The sequence below is a fragment of the Caballeronia fortuita genome (genome assembly GCF_001544835.2).
GTDB lineage: Bacteria > Pseudomonadota > Gammaproteobacteria > Burkholderiales > Burkholderiaceae > Caballeronia > Caballeronia fortuita.
This window is the reverse complement of the sequence record NZ_FCNX02000003.1, coordinates 159,754-177,245: the sequence shown is the minus strand read 5'-3', so window position 1 is coordinate 177,245 and position 17,492 is coordinate 159,754. Positions and strand designations below refer to the sequence as shown.

Genomic DNA, 17,492 nt, shown 5'->3' with positions numbered 1-17,492 from the left:
CACATGCGCGTCTATCGATAGCTTTCAACACGGAAAGGGAAATCATGACCGAAGTATGGCAATACCAGATACGAATCCGGCTCGCGCCTGACTACGCGGCGATGGCGCGCCGCGATCCCGCGAATGAACTGCTCGCGCCTATCAACGAAGTATTGACGAAGCACGACGCCCTGTTGAAATGCCAATACGACGCCTTCGCCGATTACGTCGCGCAAGCGGAAAGAGATGGCATCGAGCAGTATCCGCTCTATCGATGGACGCGCGAGACCATCGAAAATCCTGCTAAAAAGGCGAAGTATCTCGAAGCATTCACGCTCTATGTACATGGCGATGAAGTCTATGAAAAGACGCTCGCCGATGCGCTCGAGGCCGATCTTCAATCACTTGCGAGCGATGCGATCACCGATATCCGCAAACTCGATACGAATCCTGCGCATAACCCGCAACCGCCCTCGTATGACCGTTCATGAGGTTGACGTCCTGCATCGCCCACGCTAAGGTTTGGTAAATCAACCAAACAGGACGCGCTCCGTGCAGGATCGTCGACAAACCATACTCGAAGCCGCCCTCGCCACCTTGCGTGAAGAAGGTTATTCGGGTTTTACGCAGCCGCGCGTCGCTGCGCGCGCGGGCGTGCGCCAGAGTCATCTCACCTATTATTTTCCGACACGGCTCGCATTGATCGAAGCGGTTGCACGCACTGCCATCGACGGCCAGCTCGCCGCCGTCGATGCCTTCGCGAGCGAAGCATCGCCCAAGGTCACGGCTGCATCCATCGCCAATGTCGCTATGCGCCACGAGAACACGCGCGTCTTGATGGCGCTCGCGCAAGCCGCCGACGAAGAACCGACCATACGCAGTCTCTTTCGCGAACTTGCGGAAGGCGTCGCGGTACGTATCACGCGCATGCTCGAAGCAATGGGTCTTGCCGTCACCAAAGAACATGTGTCGATGGTGCATGCGCTCGTCGTCGGACTCGCGGTCATCGATCTCGCGGTCGGCCGCACGGACGGCAAACGCCGCGCGAGCACCGCCATCGAGACCATGTTTTCGCTTTTTCCGCCGGGCAAATCCGAGACGTGATTAGGCAAGCGCGTTTGTTATGACGAATGGACGAGCTCATGACATCGCGTGAAATAAGTTGCCGCGGGACTTCGCCGGACCTCTTCTTTATAGTCATCTCCGTCGCCACACGAAACGCAACGTGGCTTAAAGAACCGAGAAGGACATCCCGTGAAAAGCAGATCGACTTTCGGCAAGCGCCACCTGCGCCATGTGTTCATCGTCGCCGCGACCGCCGCCCTCACGCTCGCGAGCAGTTCCGCCTTCGCGGGCTGGGCGCGCGGCGGTACGGCTTACACGGGTCGTGGCGAGTATCAGGGCGCGCACGTCGGCTCGTGCGGCGGCGGCAGTTGCTCGCATGCGGGCGGCGTCGAAAATCCGTGGGGCCACGTCGCCACGAACTCCGGCACCGTGACGCGCACCGCGCCGGGCCAGTTCTCCAACTCGGGCACCGCCTACGGCCCGAACGGCCGCTCCGTGCAGCACGCAGGCGATACGAGCTGCGCAGGCGGCAGTTGCACGCACAACGGCAGCGCGACCGGCCCGAACGGCAAGACCGCGACCGGCAGCGATACCGTGACGCGCACGGCGCCCGGCCAGTACTCGTCGTCCGGCTCGGTGACGGGACCGAACGGCAATACGTCGACACACTCGGCATCCACGAATTGCGCGGGCTACACCTGCAACCGCTCGGGCACGGTGAACACGGCCAACGGCGGCACCGTCAACCATTCGGGCAGCGCGACGAGCGTCGCCCCTGGCGTGGTCACGACGTCGGGCACCGCGACGGTCACGAGCGGCTCGCACAGCACGACGGTCGTCGGCGGCGGCACCGTGAGTTCGAGCACGACGGTCATCGCGCCCGCCCCTGTGGTCACCGGAACGACGGTCGTCGCCGCGCCCGTGATCGTGCCGCCGCCCCCGCCGCCTTCGACGACGGTGGTCGTGGCGCCGCCCCCGGCTCCGTCGGCGGTCGTGGTCACGCCGCCCCCGCCGCCCGCGAAGACGGTAGTGGTCGCGCCGGCACCGGCTCCGGTCAAGACCGTGTATGTCGCGCCGCCGCCGCCCGCGAAGACCGTCTATGTCGTGCCGCCGCACCGCGCGGTCCTGATCCCGGGTCATTGGGTCGGACGCTTCTGGATTCCCGCGCACTGGGCATAAAGCAGCGAAGCAGCATCCACGAAGCCGGCCGCATGCGCGCCGGCTTCGTCGTTTTATCCGCAGCACGCGTTACACTGCGAAGCAACGCCGCTTCCGATTGAAGGCACGACATGCTTCATGTCTTTCGCCGTACGCAAGCAGTTACGCACGCAGTCATGCATGCGCGCTCATGACGAGATATCGCATGAAGCGCCCGCATCTGCCTCGCGATCATGCGAAGAGTGTCCTCCACGACATCACGTGGACGGCGGGCCCTGTCGTGCTGCTCATTGCGATCGTCGTCGCGCTCGTCTACTGGCTCGTCGATCCCGCGCCGCCCAAAACCATCACGATGAGCGCGGGTCAGCCCGACAGCTCCTTCTATGTCATCTCGCAGGAATACGCGAAGCTGCTCGCGCGTAACGGCATCACACTGAAGGTGTTGCCGTCCGATGGCTCCGTGCAGAACCTCGAACGTCTTCTCGATCCGAAGCAGCACGTCGACCTCGCGCTCGTGCAAGGCGGCATCGCGACGAAGGAACAGGCGTCGCAACTAACGTCGCTCGGAAGCGTGTCGTACGTGCCGCTCGTCGTGTTCTATCGCGGCAAGCCGCTCACGCTGCTATCGCAACTCGAAGGCAAGCGCATCGCGATCGGCCGCGAAGGCAGCGGCACGCGCGTGTTATCGCTCAAGCTGCTCGAAGCGAACGGCATCTATCCCGGCGGCGATACACAACTTCTGCCGACCGATGGCCTGCAGGCCGCGACGCAGCTCGTCAGCAACGAGGCCGACGCGGTCTTCCTGTCCGGCGATTCCGCGACGCGCGCGCTGATGCTGCGGCTCTTGCGCGTGCCCGGCATTTCGGTGATGGACTTCAACGAAGCGCGTGCCTATACGCGTCTCTTTCCGTATCTCGACGAGATCGAGTTGCCGCCCGGCGTGCTCGATCTCGGCAGACGCATTCCACCGCAGACCGTGCATCTGATCAGTCCGACAGTCGAACTCGTCGCGCGGCAAAGTCTGCATCCCGCGTTATCCGATCTGCTCATCGAAGCGGCGCAGGAAGTGCATGGCACGGCGGGTCTGCTGCAGCGAGCGGGGCAGTTCCCGAGTCCCGTCGCGCACGAGTTTCCGATCAGCGAAGATGCGAGCCGCTACTATCGCTCGGGCAAGAGCTTTCTGTATCGCACGCTGCCGTTCTGGCTCGCGAATATCGCGGATCGCGCGCTCGTGTTGCTGCTGCCCGTCGCGGTGCTGATCTTTCCCGCGCTTCGCCTCGTGCCCGCGCTCTATCGATGGCGCGTGCGCTCGCGCATCTATCGCTATTACGGCGCGCTGATCGCGGTGGAACGCGGCGCGATGCGCGTCACGAGCGAGGACGAGCGGCGCGCGCTCGTCGTCGAACTCGACTACATAGAAGAATCACTCGATACGCTCAAGCTGCCGCTCGCTTACGCCGATGCCCTCTATGTGCTTCGCGAGCACGTTAGCTTCGTGCGCGCACGGCTGAGCGAAGCATCGCGGCGGGAAAAGAGCATGGTCTAGATACGCATGACACAGCCGAAGGCACGCGATGAAACTTCGTACCTGGTTCGCCGTTGCGTTGACGATGTTGGTGACAGCATGCGCGAGCCTTCCGCCGCAAGCCGGTCGCATGCACTCGCACGCGCTGACCGGCACCGAGACTACGCGCCTCGGCACAACCTTCGCGGCAAGCGAGGCCGCGCATCCCGGCGACAACGCGTTTCATCTGTTATCGAACGGCATGGACGCGCTCATCGCGCGCGTGATCCTCAGCGAGAACGCAGAGCGTTCGCTCGATCTCCAGTACTACATCTGGCACGACGATCTGACCGGGCGCGAAATGGCCGCGTCGATCATGCGCGCCGCCGATCGCGGTGTACGCGTGCGTCTTCTTCTCGACGATCTCGGCACCAATGCGGACGACCAGTTCCTGCTCGCGCTCGCCTCGCATCCGAACGTGCAAGTGCGGCTTTTCAATCCAGTGGCGAACCGCACGTTCAAGCGGCTCGGCTCCGCGGCCGAGTTCTTTCGTGTGAACAGGCGGATGCATAACAAGGCGCTCATCGCCGATAACCAGGCGGCAATTCTCGGTGGACGCAACATCGGCGACGAGTACTTCGGCGCATCGAGCACGGTCGCGTTCGGCGATCTCGATGTGCTCGTGCACGGTCCTGTCGTGCGCGAAGTCTCGACTGCTTTCGACATGTACTGGAACTCGGATGCGGCTTATCCGATCGATAATCTGCTGCGGCGTCACGCCGATTCCGAAGCGCTCGCCGGTTATCGTCAAAAGCTCGATAGCTATCTGTTGTCGGAACAAAGCTCGCCTTATGTCGCGCAAATTCGCGAGCGCTATACGAACGTGATACAGGCGCACGAGACAGCATTTTCATGGGGCAAGGCAACCTTGCTCTACGACGATCCCGCGAAGATCACGCGCGCGCCCGGCGACACCGAAGGCCATTTGATGTCGCAATTCAAGGCGCTCGATCTCGATCCCCATCGTGACATGCTGATCGTGTCGCCGTACTTCGTGCCGCGCGAAGAAGGCGTGCAATGGCTGCGATCGATGACTTCGCGCGGCGTGCGCGTGACCGTGCTCACGAACTCGCTCGCCGCCACCGATGTCGCCGCCGTGCATGCGGGTTATCAGCGCTATCGCAAGGACATGCTCGAGGCGGGCGTGAAGCTATATGAGCTGAAGCCCGTCGCATCGGCGGACGACGACAAGAGCGCGAAGAAGACGACCTTCGGTTCGTCCAAAGCATCGCTGCATGCAAAGACCTATGTATTCGATCGCAAGCGCATCTTCATCGGCTCGATGAATCTCGACCCGCGTTCCGTGCAGTTGAATACGGAGATCGGCGTGTATTGCGAGAGCACGGCGGCGGCCGTGCAAGTGGCCGATGGCATCGGCATGAATATCGATCGCATCGCGTGGCGCGTCGAGTTGCGCGACGATGGCAACGGCCGCACGCGCATGGTATGGATCGATACCGACGCCAACGGCAACACGACCGAACTCGATAGCGAGCCGGGCGTGTCGGCGTTCAGGCGCGCGGGAATCTGGATGCTTGGCCTATTGCCTATCGAATCGCAGCTATGAGACGCATCATTTGAAACCGGACACCGCGTGCGGCACATAGGGCGCTTCGAGCTGCGCGATTTCCTCCGCCTTGAGATTCAGCGACAGGGCCGCGACCGCATCGCTCACATGTTCCGGCTTCGAAGCCCCGATGATCGGCGCGGTCACCGGCGACTTCTGCGCGACCCATGCGAGTGCCACTTGCGCACGCGGTACGCCGCGCGCCTTCGCGACCGCCGCGACCGCTTCGACGACTGCGCGATCGGCGTCGTCGGTGCGATAAAGCGTGCTGCCGAACGTATCCGATTCCTGCCGCGCGCTCGTTGCGTCCCACTCGCGCGTGAGACGGCCGCGCGCGAGCGGACTCCACGGCAACATGCCGATGCCTTGATCCTTGCAGAGCGGCATCATCTCGCGCTCTTCCTCGCGATACAGCAGGTTCAGGTGATTCTGCATCGTCTTGAACTCGGTCCATCCATTCGCGCGCGATATATAGAGCGACTTGCTGAACTGCCACGCATACATCGACGACGCGCCGATATAACGGGCCTTGCCCGCTTTCACGACATCGTGCAGCGCTTCGAGCGTTTCTTCGATCGGCGTCGTGTAGTCCCAGCGATGGATCTGATAAAGATCGACGTAATCGGTGCCGAGACGTTTCAGGCTGTTATCGATCTCGTTGAAGATAGCCTTGCGCGATAATCCCGCGCCATTCGGTCCGGGACGCATGCGATTGAATACTTTGGTCGCGATCACGATATCGTCGCGCTTCGTCATGTCGCGCAGGGCACGTCCGACGATTTCTTCCGATGTTCCGTCCGAATACGTGTTGGCCGTGTCGAAGAAATTGATGCCGGCTTCGAGCGCGTCGCGAATGAGCGGGCGGCTCTTCTCTTCATCGAGCGTCCACGGATGCGTGCCGCGATCGGGTACCCCGTATGTCATGCAACCAAGACAAATCCGCGACACTTCGAGACCGGTCGAACCCAGTTTCACGTAATCCATCGTGCGAATCTCCTTGCAAAGCGTAAGGCATGCGCGAAGCCATGCGCGCATGAGCGGCGAAAGCTAGAACATTAACCCAGCATCGCTTTGCTTGCTTTCACCCGATGGCACATCAGAGCGCAAGCACGTTCACCGCCACATCGACATGATGCGCGCCGCCGCCCAATATCATGCCGCGCAGTAACGACACGTCGCTGTAATCGCGCCCCGTTGCGAGCGTGACGTGATCGAGGTCCGCGAGGACATCGTTGGTCGGATCGAGATCGATCCAGCCGCTTTGCGGACAATGCACGGAAACCCACGCATGCGATGCATCCGCGCCGATCAACCGTGGATGCCCCGGCGGCGGATCGTTGCGAAGATAACCGCTCACGTAACGCGCGGGCAATCCGAGCGCGCGCAGACAGCCGATCATCACCTGCGAGAAGTCCTGACACACGCCATGACGCAATTCGAATGCGCGCGACGCGGGTGTATCGAACGCCGTAGCCGAAGGCTTGTATTCGAAGTCCGCGTGAATGCGATGCATGAGATCGATCGCGCCCGCAACGAGCGGCGTGCCCGCGGCGAAACTCGCCTGCGCATAAGTACGCAGGGCATGATCGAGCGAGATGTTGGGCGACGCGTAGCAGAACTCGCTCTCGGGATAGAACGCACCGCCCACGCTATATTGCAGCCTCTGCGCGACTTTCTCCCACGGCGGCGTGGCTTGCGGATCCAGCGCATTCCAGCGACGCGTGAGGCGCACGGTGGTCTCGCTCGTCATCGACAGGCGTTCGTGCGGCGCATCGAGCGAAAAATACAGCACGTCGTTACCGAATGCATCGACGCGGCTATGCACGTAGGACGGCACCGGTTCGATGCGCTCCGTATGCGAGATGACCTGCTGCCACGGACAATGCAACGGACGGATTGTCGCGAGATGCTGCGCGATTTCGACCGGCGTTGAATAACGATAGGTCGTGCGATGCGTGACCGCGAGCACCGTGTCGTTCAGTCCGAGACTCATGACGACACCTGCGCGGCAAGCGTGTTCGCGTGACTGAAGTAGCGCGCGCTGACTTCGTTCGATGCCGCGCTCACCGAAGCAACGAGCTTGTCGCACAGCGCGATCAACGCATCGTGACGGCCATCCTTGCGTGTTTCGCAGAGCGTCGCGAGATCGGGCAACGTATCGGCGTGAACGAGCAGGTCCGCGAAGCGTATCGCTTGTGCGCGGCGCGCGCCGCCCGCTGCCGCAGCGATCTCATCGAGCTTGGTGCGAAGGCGCGAGTAGACGCCATAGAGTCCGCGCGGATTGGTTTGATCGACGACGATCAGATCGATCAACGCCGGCACTTCGAGTCTTCCCGGATACAGCGAGCGATACGTGAGCGTGCTGTCGAAGAGCTGCAACAACAGATCGAATCCAGCGGGCGATGCAAGCGTGCCGCGCTCGGCGACCACGCGCAGGATCGTCGACATCGTCGAGACGCGTTCGATATGCCGCCCGATGAACAGCAGCCGCCACGCTTCGTCGCGCGTCATGCGATCGCCTTGCGCCCCGCTGATTGCGGTAAGCTGCGTCGCGAGTTGTTCGAGCGCGCCTGCAAGCATCAGCCGATCGTAATCGCGGCCGATTCGCACCGTATGTTCATCGCCGTGATCGTTGCAGACGAGACGCGCGAGCGCATCGCGGAAGTCGTTACGCGATGCGAGGATCGTGCGCCAATGATCCGTCGATAACCTGTCGCGTATCTCGCCGCTCGCACGCACCTGATCCGCGAGATTGCCGCCGATGCTCGTCGCCCTGCTCGACTCCGGCAAGCCCGCGACGAGCACGCGTTCGAACGCTTGCGGCGTGCTTCGCGCGAGCGTGTCGGCCTTCGGTATCAGACCGCATTGCGACGCGAGTTCCGCGAGCGTCGGAAAGAGTTCTTCGGCGTCGCTGCCATCGAGCATGCCGAGCAAGAGCCGGCACAGGCGTACGTTGTTTTCCGCGCGCTCGCCGTAACGTCCCGCCCAGAAGAGATTCTCCGCGGCGCGGCTCGATACGATGCGATGCTTGCGCAATTCGCCCGGCTTCATCGGCGTGGGTCGCAACGATACGGAACCGCCGGGTTGGCTCGACATCACCCATGTATCGACGCTGCTGCCGCCGAACTGCATCGACACGGTCGCGCGCTTGTCGGCAGCGAGCCGCGTGAAGCCGCCCGGCAACACGCTCCAGCTTCCATCAATGTTGGCGATCGCATAGGCGCGCAACACGCACGGACGCGAACCGAGCGCGCCGTCATGAAAGCGCGGCGTCGTGGAGAAAGGCAGATTCTCCTGCACCGTGAAGACATCCGGCGCGCGTTCGATGCGTTCGCGCCAAGCCGCGAGGTCTTGCACGCCCGCATCGATGCCCGGCGCCTCATCGCTCTGCGCGCCGGGCCATGTCGGTGCGATGAGCGCGCTGTCGAGGCGTTCGAAGACTTCACGGCGCGCGGCTTCTTCGCCGCACCACCATGTCGGCACGGTCGGCAATTCGAGCGACTCGCCGAGCAGCGCCTGCGCGATGCCTGGCAAGAACGCGTTGAGCGCGGGCGATTCGGTGAAGCCCGCGCCCGGCACGTTCGACACCATCACATTGCCCGCACGCATCACCTGCAACAAGCCCGGCACGCCGATGGTCGAGTCCGCGCGCAACTCGACGGGATCGCAGAACGCATCATCGAGACGACGCAATACCGCATGCACGCGCGACAGGCCAGCGAGCGTCTTGAGATAGAGCTTGTCATGACGCACCGTGAGGTCCTTGCCTTCGACGAGCGTCACGCCAAGATAACGCGCGAGAAAGATATGTTCGAAATACGTCTCGCTGAACGGGCCCGGACTTAGCAATGCGATATGCGGTGCATCGTCCGAGGCATCGCTGCGACTATCTTCGTTATCGCGCATCGTCGCGCGTGCGGCTTGCGCGATCGTCGCGATGAGTTGCGAATAGGTCGCCGCGAGCCGGCTCACACGCATCGCGCGGAACGGATCGGCGAAGAGGCTCGCGACGATCAGGCGGTTTTCGAGCGCATAGCCGAGACCCGAAGGCACTTCAGTGCGATGCGCGATGACCGTCCACGCACCCGACTCCGCGCGCGCGAGATCGACCGCGACGATCTGCAAAAAGCGGCCGAAAGGCGGCATGAAGCCCTTCACCGCGCGCAGATACCCCGGATGACCAAACACGAGCGCGCCTGGCAAGAGTCCGCGATGCAGCAGCGTTTGCGGGCCATAGACATCGGCGACGATGGCTTCCATGAGCCGCGCGCGTTGTGCCACGCCTCGTTCGATCAGCGCCCACTCGTCTTCGTCGATGATGAGCGGCAGAAGATCGAGCGACCACGCGCGCGGCTTGCCGTTATCGGCGTACACGTTGTACGTGATGTCGTTGTCGCGCACCTGCCGCGCGACGGCGGCCACGCCTTCGTCGAGCCGCGCGATGCCCCGCTCTCCGAGCAGCTCGAAGAATTGCCGCCACGGCTCGCGCAATGCGCCCGCTGCATCGCGCAACTCGTCCCAATGCCCTTCGCGCGCGGGCAGCGTGCGCAGCAGCGCGAGCGCATCGATTCGCGCCGCTGCGATATCGAATGGCAAAGTGGATTGATAAGCCAAAGTCGTCTCTGTTCTTTATTCGAACGATGATTGCATTCAACGATAACGCAGGTCGAGCGTGAACGGAAATTCGAGGCTGCGTTCGCGGGCTTCGACATGCATCGCGCCGGGCGTGTGTCCCGTTGCGAAGAAGCGCGAACGTCTGCGGCTTTCCGCTTCGTAGGCGTTGACCGGGAAGGTCTGATAGTTGCGCCCGCCCGGATGCGCGACATGATATTGGCATCCGCCGATAGCGCGCCCCGTCCATGTATCGACGATGTCGAACGTAAGCGGCGCATGCACGCCGATGGTCGGGTGCAGCGACGCCGCCTGCGACCATGCGCGAAAGCGCACGCCCGCGACGTATTCGCTCACGCGCCCGGTCGGCTGCAATGGCAGCGGCTCGCCGTTCACGGTGACGACATGACGATTGCCGTTCAGGCCGAGCACGCGCACTTCGAGACGTTCGACCGATGAATCGACGAAGCGCACCGTGCCGCCGATCGCGCCCTCTTCGCCCATCACGTGCCACGGTTCGAGCGCATTACGGATCGTGAGCGCGATGCCGTTCGTATCGTATGCGCCGACGAGCGGGAAACGGAACTCGAAGTGCGGTGCGAACCAGCTTCGTTCGAACGCGAAGCCTGCATCGCGCAAGTCGGAGAGGACGTCGTCGAAGTCCATCTGCACGAAGGTGCCGAGCATGAAGCGGTCATGCAACTCCGTGCCCCAGCGGGTGAGACGCGTGGTGTAAGGCGTATCCCAGAAGCGCGCCACGAGTGCGCGCAGCAGAAGTTGCTGCACGAGACTCATGCGTGCATGAGGCGGCATCTCGAAGCCGCGCAATTCGAGCAGGCCGAGGCGGCCGGTCGGGCCATCGGGCGAGTACAGCTTGTCGATGCAGAACTCCGCGCGATGCGTGTTGCCCGTCACGTCGATCAGGATGTTGCGCAGGATGCGATCGACGAGCCACGGCGGCACGGCCGCGTTGCCGCGTCCACCGAGCAGATCGAGTTGACGCTGCAATTCGGCGAACGCGATCGCCAGTTCATAGACCTCATCGTTGCGCGCTTCGTCGACGCGCGGCGCCTGACTCGTCGGACCGATGAAGAGACCCGAGAACAACATCGACAACGACGGATGGTTGTGCCAGTACGCGATCAGGCTCGCGAGCAGATCGGGGCGTCGCAGGAACGGACTGTCGGCAGGCGTTGCGCCGCCGAGCACGAAGTGATTGCCGCCGCCCGTTCCGGTGTGCCGGCCATCGAGCATGAATTTCTCGGGGCTCAGATAGGACTCGTGCGCCGCGTTGTAGAGAAACTCCGTATGCTCGACGAGATCGTTCCAGTTCGCGGCCGGATGAATGTTCACCTCGATCACGCCGGGATCGGGCGTCACCTGCAGCATCTTGAGACGCGGATCGCGCGGCGGCGGATAACCTTCGACGATCACCGGAATCTTGAGATCGGCTGCGGTCGCTTCGATGGCTGCGAGCAGGTCGAGGTAATCGTCGAGCGCGGTAAGCGGCGGCATGAACACATGCATCAGCTTGTTGCCGTTACCGAGTTTCGCGAAAGCATCGGCTTCCGCTTTCGGACCGGCCGCGCGCGCCGGATCGCGCGCTTCCACGCACAGCGCGGTGCGTGCGATCCAGTTGGCCGACTCGCCGCGTTGAGGCACGCGATCCCGCGCGTCACCGGTTGCGGCGGCGGAACGCGTTGGGCGCGCGTCCGCATTTTGCATGCGTGATTCATTATCCAGATCCGCATATTGCATGCGTAATTCAGTCGCGCTGCGCAACGGCACGGACGGTGCAAACGGATCGTGCGCGTGTTGCCAGGGGTAGTCGCCCTCCGCCACCCACGGCAGCGAGTCGAGCGGCAGGCGATAGCCCATCGACGAATCGCCCGGAATCAGGTACATGCGCTCGTCGCGGAAGAACCACGGCCCGCTCGTCCAGTGGCCCGGCTCCAGCGCCGGGCCGTCCTCGCGCGCGACCGGCAGCGCGTAGCCCGTGATCGACGGCAGGCCGGCATCGAAGACGCGGCGCAGGCGCGCGCGTTCCAGTTCGTCGTCCAGGCGCGAGTCGAACGGATCGACGTTCACCGGCAAACGGCGTTCGCGCCACAGGTAGTACCACGTGTCCTCGTACGCCGGTTGAATGTATTTTGAATCCAAAGAGAGCTTGCCCGCGAGATGACGGATGAAGCGCGCGGCGTCATCCGACGTATAGGACGCGGGCTGCCGCTCGTCCGCGAACAGCGCCGGATCGTGCCAGCACGGTTCGCCATCGGCACGCCAGAACAGCGACAAGGCCCAGCGCGGCAACTGCTCGCCCGGATACCACTTTCCCTGTCCGATGTGCAGGAAGCCGCCCGCGCCGTACTGCGCGCGCAGCTTGTCCATCAGTGACACTGCATAGGCGCGCTTCGTCGGGCCGAGCGCGTCGGTGTTCCATTCGGGTTCGTCGCGATCGCGGACCGAAACGTAAGTCGGCTCGCCGCCCATCGTGAGCCGCACGTCCGATGCGTTCAATTGCGCATCCACGCGTTCGCCCATGCGCACCACGGCGTTCCAGTCGTCCTCGCTGTAGGGCTTCGTGACGCGCGGCGTTTCGAGCACGCGCTCGATGGACATCGTATGGACGAACTCGACTTCGCACGGATCGATCGCGCCCGAAACCGGTGCAGCGCTGTCCGGTTCCGGCGTGCATGCGACCGGAATGTGTCCTTCGCCTGCGAGAAGGCCGGAGGTCGGATCGAAGCCGATCCATCCTGCGCCCGGCAGAAAGACTTCGCACCACGCATGCAGATCAGTGAAGTCCACTTCGGTGCCGCTGGGTCCATCGAGCGACTTGGTGTCCGGTGCGAGCTGCAACAGATAACCCGACACGAAGCGCGCCGCGAGCCCGAGATGACGCAGCGTTTCGACGAGCAGCCAGCCCGAATCACGGCAGGAGCCCGCCGCGCTTTCGAGCGTTTCTTCCGGCGTCTGCACGCCCGGCTCCATGCGAATCAGATAGCGAATGTCGCGCGATAACCTTTGATTCAATTCGACGAGAAAATCGATGGTGGCGTGCGGCGAACGATCGATGCTCTCGACGAACGCGGCAAAGCGCGGCGTCGGCGCGCGCTTGACCATATAGGGCGCGAGATCGTGCAACAACTCGGGCGCGTAGGTGAACGGAAATTTCTCGGCCGCAGGCTCGAGAAAAAAATCGAACGGGTTATAGACGGCCATTTCGGCGACGAGATCGACCGTCACCTTGAATTCGCGTGTTTTCTCCGGGAAAACGAGGCGCGCCTGATAGTTGGCGAACGCGTCCTGCTGCCAGTTGATGAAGTGATCCTCGGGCTCCACGCGCATCGAATACGACACGATTGGCGTGCGGCAATGCGGCGCGGGCCGCAATCGTACGACTTGCGGTGACAGACCGACGAGCTGGTCATAACGGTAATGCGTGACATGGTTCAACGCGACACGAATGGACACACCAGACTCCTTTTGTTCAGTTGATGCCGTGCACGCAATACGCGCTGCGACGCGCTTTTCTGCCTGTCATGGATGGAACAATCTTGTCGGGGCACGATGTTTGCGACTGAACCGCCGACAGCGCGCACCGGACTCGCGCAACTCCACTCCCGCCGATCACACGATGAAGACCTTCCACTGCAACCGTTGCGACCAGCTCGTATTCTTCGAAAACACGCATTGCGAGAACTGCGGCGCGCGGCTCGGCTATATCCCCGAGATCAATCAGATCAGTGCTTTCGAGGACGCCGATGACGGCACCTGGCGCAGCCTGCATCCGCTTGCGAAAGATCTTCTCTATCGGCCCTGCCACAATTACGCGGTCGAGAACGTCTGCAACTGGGTCGTTCCCGCGACCGACGCGGAATCGCCCGACGCGCTCTGCTGTTCGTGCCAGTTGACGAGCACCATTCCCAACCTTTCGAATCCGGAGAACCGCCTCTATTGGTATCGCATCGAAGCCGCCAAGCGCCGGCTGCTCTACACGTTCTCCGAACTCGGCTTGCAGGTGAAGTCGCGCCAGGAGGATCCCGAGCGCGGCCTCGAATTTCAATTTCTCGAAGCCGATTCGCAGGGCCACGGCGTCATGACCGGACATAACAACGGCATCATCACGCTCAACGTTGCCGAAGCGGACGACGCGTATCGCGAGAAGACACGCTCTGCATTGCACGAGCCGTATCGCACGCTGCTCGGTCATTTCCGCCATGAATCGGGGCACTATTTCTTCGATCGTCTGATCGGCGACACGGCGCGCGTTGCACCATTTCGGACCGCATTCGGCGACGAGCAAGCCGATTACGCCGCCGCACTCGATCGCCATTACAAAGAAGGTCGGCCCGCGCAATGGGAAGACAACTTCATTAGCGCCTATGCCACGATGCATCCGTGGGAGGATTGGGCGGAAACGTGGGCGCATTATCTGCACATCGTCGATACGCTCGACACTGCCGTTTCGTGCGGCCTCGTACTCGTTCCCGATAGCCCTCACGAACCCACGCTCACCGACCAGACGCCGGTCGAGGAAACCACGTTCGATAACCTGATGAAACGCTGGTTCCCGCTCACGTATGTTCTGAACAGCCTGAATCGAAGCCTCGGCATGCCGGATGGCTATCCGTTCACGCTCGCGCCGGCCGTCATCGACAAGCTGCGCTTCGTGCATCGCGTCGTCGCGGCGGCGGCCAAACGCTGACTTCACGCGCTTAACCTTTGCTCTGCCACTGCGTTTGCGACTGGGAAGGCGACGTCGACTGCGATTGCGACTGGGAAGGCGACGTCGACTGCGATTGCGTCTGTGTCGGCGGCTCTGGCGCGATGGGCAATAAAAACTCGCGGCTCACGAGGCTCGCGAGATCGTTCACGCGCGCGAGAAAGTCGACGAGATAGGTATGCAAGCCGCCTCGCAGGATGTCGCGAATGCTTCCGTTCTTCAGCTCCGAACTCAATTGCGCCGCAAGCCGCGTCGCTTCCGTATCGCGCCCCTTCGTCACATGCCCGATCAGTAGTTCCGCCTCCGCGATGCTCGCCGCCAATGAACGCGGCCAGTCGCCATAAAGAATCAGCAGTCCCGCCACGCGTTCCGGTGTGATGACGTCGCGATAAACCCGGCGATAGACTTCCAGTCCCGACACCGAACCGAGCACCGCGACCCAGTGGTGATAATCGAACGGTTGTGCGGATGTATCGGCACGTTGCTCCATCATTTCGAACTTGACGTCGAGAATGCGGGCCGTATTGTCCGCGCGTTCGATGAAAGTCCCGAGACGCATGAAATAAAACGCATCGTCCTTCACGAGCGTGCCGAGCTGTACGCCGCGCGAGAGATGCGAGCGAAACTTCACCCACTCGAAAAAGGTATAGGGTTCGCGCTCGAGAATGCCATCGGCGAGCATGCGTTGACAGTCGAGCCATGTCGTATTGAGCGATTCCCATAGCTCGCTATTGGTCGAGCTGCGCACCGCGCGGGCGTTCTCGCGCGCAGCGCGCAAACAACTCACGATCGACGAAGGATTTGACAGATCGCGCGCCATGAAGTCGATCACGTCGCGGCTTTTCATGCCGTGATGCGCAGCGGAGAAGGTGCCGCTCAACTCCGATATCGAAAGCATCGCGCGCCAGCCCAGTTCCGCATATTCATCCGATTGCGGCAGAAGCGAGAGCTGATAGTTCGCGTCGAGCATCCGGGCAGTATTTTCAGCGCGCTCGGTATAACGCGCCATCCAGAAGAGATGATCCGCGGTACGGCTCAGCATGGGTGTTCCCGGTTGTTTGTCTTTGTCTTTAACGGCGCAGTGCTTTCTTCATAACATCGTTCAGCGCTCTAGCACCCATGTATCCTTCGTGCCGCCGCCTTGAGACGAATTCACGACGAGCGAGCCTTCGCGCAATGCGACGCGCGTCAGACCGCCCGGCACCATCCGCACTTCGGTTCCGGAAAGCACGAACGGACGCAAGTCGATATGACGCGGCGCGATGCCTGCTTCGACATAGGTGGGACAAGTGGAAAGCGCGAGCGTCGGCTGCGCGATGTATTTCTCAGGATGCGCTTCGAGCACCGCGCGAAACTCCGCGATCTGCGCCGCCGTAGACGCCGGGCCGACCAGCATGCCGTACCCGCCCGCGCCATGCGTTTCCTTCACCACAAGTTCGGGAAGATGATCGAGCACGTACTTGAGATCGTCGGGCTTGCGGCACATCCATGTCGGCACGTTATTGAGGATCGGTTCCTCGCCGAGATAAAAGCGCACCATGTCCGGAACATATGGATAGATCGACTTGTCGTCCGCGATGCCGGTGCCGACCGCATTGCATAACGAGACATTGCCCGCACGATAGGCGCCGATCAATCCCGGCACGCCGAGCGCGGAATCCGCCCGGAACACGAGCGGATCGAGAAAGTCGTCGTCGATGCGTCGATAGATCACATCGACACGCTGCGGGCCTTGCGTGGTACGCATATACAAACATTCGTCGTCGACAAAGAGATCCTGTCCTTCGACGAGCTCGACGCCCATTTGCTGCGCGAGGAACGCATGCTCGAAATACGCCGAGTTATACATGCCCGGCGTCATCACGACGATGTTCGGATTCTCGACGCCGGCAGGCGCGGCGGCGCGCAAGGTATCGAGCAGCAAGTCCGGATAATGCGCAACCGGCGCAACGCGATTGCGCGCGAAGAGATCGGGGAATAGCCGCATCATCATCTTGCGGTTTTCGAGCATGTACGAAACGCCTGACGGGACACGCAGGTTATCTTCCAGCACATAAAATTCGCCCTGTCCCGCCCGCACGATATCGATGCCCGCGATATGCGCGTAAATATCGCGCGCGACATCGACGCCGCGCATCTCAGGACGATACTGCGCGTTGCCTAGTATCTGCGCTTCGGGAATGATGCCTGCGCGAATGATGTCCTGCTGGTGGTAGATATCGTGGATGAAGCGATTGAGCGCGTTGACGCGCTGCCGCAAGCCGCGCTCCAATGATCGCCACTCATCGGCGGGAAAGATGCGCGGAATGACATCGAACGGAATCGTGCGCTCCGGAATGATGCCGGGAAGATCGCTCGTCCCATAGACCGCGAATGTTATGCCAACGCGCCTGAAGTTGAGATCGGCTTCCGCGCGCTTGAGATCGATCTGCTGCTCGCTCTGCGCGGTGAGCCATGTCATGAAGTCGCGGTAATGCGTGCGTGGATCGCCCACGCCGCGAAATGCTTCCGCCGACACGCCGCGCGCTTGCAGATCGTCGCGCTCGAACATCTCGTTGAAGAATGCTTGCGTCATAGCCGGTCTTCCAAATGAAGTGCATGCGGGGTGGCGATTCCCTTCGCTCGTATTCTGGTTGCACTCGCAAGATGCTTGAAGAGCCCGAAAGACGCGACGCATCCGTATCATCGGATGCGCCGATAGGCGACCTCGAAGCGCGATGGCCTTGTTCGTCACACGGGTTTCGTGTGACGCATCGATTGCGCAGGCAGCCCAGTGCCGAATCAGAAAAAGCAACTTCAATGCCAATGTTATAGACGGTTCG

The 17,492-nt window shown here is 62.1% G+C and carries 12 protein-coding genes; 6 read left to right on the top strand and 6 right to left on the bottom strand.

What is annotated here, in order from left to right; all coding sequences use genetic code 11:
- The first annotated feature begins 44 nt into the window (after positions 1-44).
- The 5 genes from AWB77_RS07760 to AWB77_RS07740 all read left to right on the top strand — a co-directional run bounded on the left by AWB77_RS07760 (position 45) and on the right by AWB77_RS07740 (position 5,333).
- Complete coding sequence (locus AWB77_RS07760; RefSeq protein WP_061133833.1) at positions 45-470, top strand: hypothetical protein; 426 nt, start codon at positions 45-47, stop codon at positions 468-470.
- A gap of 61 nt (positions 471-531) precedes the next feature.
- Positions 532-1,083 (top strand): TetR/AcrR family transcriptional regulator, encoded by a 552-nt coding sequence (locus AWB77_RS07755; protein ID WP_061133832.1) that lies wholly within the window; start codon positions 532-534, stop codon positions 1,081-1,083.
- A gap of 150 nt (positions 1,084-1,233) precedes the next feature.
- A complete protein-coding gene (locus AWB77_RS07750; protein ID WP_082852611.1) occupies positions 1,234-2,223 on the top strand; it encodes a hypothetical protein in 990 nt (329 codons plus the stop codon).
- A gap of 184 nt (positions 2,224-2,407) precedes the next feature.
- Complete coding sequence (locus AWB77_RS07745) at positions 2,408-3,748, top strand: TAXI family TRAP transporter solute-binding subunit (RefSeq protein ID WP_374728679.1); 1,341 nt, start codon at positions 2,408-2,410, stop codon at positions 3,746-3,748.
- 28 nt (positions 3,749-3,776) lie between these two features.
- Positions 3,777-5,333: a phospholipase D family protein gene (locus AWB77_RS07740; RefSeq protein WP_061133830.1), complete on the top strand. Its 1,557-nt coding sequence runs from the start codon at positions 3,777-3,779 to the stop codon at positions 5,331-5,333.
- Between the two features lie 6 nt (positions 5,334-5,339).
- Here the strand turns inward: AWB77_RS07740 and AWB77_RS07735 are convergent, their stop codons facing one another.
- From AWB77_RS07735 to AWB77_RS07720, 4 genes are all read right to left on the bottom strand, one after another.
- Positions 5,340-6,317 (bottom strand): aldo/keto reductase, encoded by a 978-nt coding sequence (locus tag AWB77_RS07735; protein ID WP_061134079.1) that lies wholly within the window; start codon positions 6,315-6,317, stop codon positions 5,340-5,342.
- A 112-nt stretch (positions 6,318-6,429) separates the two neighbouring features.
- Positions 6,430-7,326, bottom strand: a complete 897-nt coding sequence (locus AWB77_RS07730) for a transglutaminase family protein (protein ID WP_096031098.1) — start codon at positions 7,324-7,326, stop codon at positions 6,430-6,432.
- Positions 7,323-9,947, bottom strand: coding sequence for a circularly permuted type 2 ATP-grasp protein (locus tag AWB77_RS07725; protein ID WP_061133829.1), 2,625 nt, complete (start codon positions 9,945-9,947; stop codon positions 7,323-7,325). Before AWB77_RS07725 ends, AWB77_RS07730 begins: the two co-directional genes overlap by 4 nt.
- Before the next feature lie 36 nt (positions 9,948-9,983).
- A complete protein-coding gene (locus AWB77_RS07720) occupies positions 9,984-13,418 on the bottom strand; it encodes a transglutaminase family protein (RefSeq protein ID WP_061133828.1) in 3,435 nt (1,144 codons plus the stop codon).
- A gap of 163 nt (positions 13,419-13,581) precedes the next feature.
- On the opposite strand from AWB77_RS07720, the gene AWB77_RS07715 reads away from it, so the two are divergent.
- Positions 13,582-14,652, top strand: a complete 1,071-nt coding sequence (locus AWB77_RS07715) for a zinc-binding metallopeptidase family protein (protein ID WP_082852610.1) — start codon at positions 13,582-13,584, stop codon at positions 14,650-14,652.
- A gap of 10 nt (positions 14,653-14,662) precedes the next feature.
- Here the strand turns inward: AWB77_RS07715 and AWB77_RS07710 are convergent, their stop codons facing one another.
- Both AWB77_RS07710 and AWB77_RS07705 read right to left on the bottom strand, forming a co-directional pair.
- Positions 14,663-15,712 carry an alpha-E domain-containing protein gene (locus AWB77_RS07710; protein WP_061133827.1) on the bottom strand — a complete coding sequence of 350 codons (1,050 nt, stop codon included), beginning with the start codon at positions 15,710-15,712 and terminating at the stop codon, positions 14,663-14,665.
- A gap of 60 nt (positions 15,713-15,772) precedes the next feature.
- The gene (locus tag AWB77_RS07705) at positions 15,773-17,245 is read right to left on the bottom strand and encodes a circularly permuted type 2 ATP-grasp protein (protein ID WP_061133826.1); all 1,473 of its coding nucleotides are present in this window, start codon (positions 17,243-17,245) and stop codon (positions 15,773-15,775) included.
- Between the last annotated feature and the right edge of the window lie 247 nt (positions 17,246-17,492).

Coding starts and splice junctions, on each gene's coding strand:
- AWB77_RS07710 (WP_061133827.1), bottom strand. CDS start 15,712: ATGCTGAGCCGTACCGCGGATCATCTCTTCTGGATGGCGCGTTATACC.
- AWB77_RS07735 (WP_061134079.1), bottom strand. CDS start 6,317: ATGGATTACGTGAAACTGGGTTCGACCGGTCTCGAAGTGTCGCGGATT.
- AWB77_RS07745 (WP_374728679.1), top strand. CDS start 2,408: ATGAAGCGCCCGCATCTGCCTCGCGATCATGCGAAGAGTGTCCTCCAC.
- AWB77_RS07740 (WP_061133830.1), top strand. CDS start 3,777: ATGAAACTTCGTACCTGGTTCGCCGTTGCGTTGACGATGTTGGTGACA.
- AWB77_RS07715 (WP_082852610.1), top strand. CDS start 13,582: ATGAAGACCTTCCACTGCAACCGTTGCGACCAGCTCGTATTCTTCGAA.
- AWB77_RS07730 (WP_096031098.1), bottom strand. CDS start 7,326: ATGAGTCTCGGACTGAACGACACGGTGCTCGCGGTCACGCATCGCACG.
- AWB77_RS07705 (WP_061133826.1), bottom strand. CDS start 17,245: ATGACGCAAGCATTCTTCAACGAGATGTTCGAGCGCGACGATCTGCAA.
- AWB77_RS07760 (WP_061133833.1), top strand. CDS start 45: ATGACCGAAGTATGGCAATACCAGATACGAATCCGGCTCGCGCCTGAC.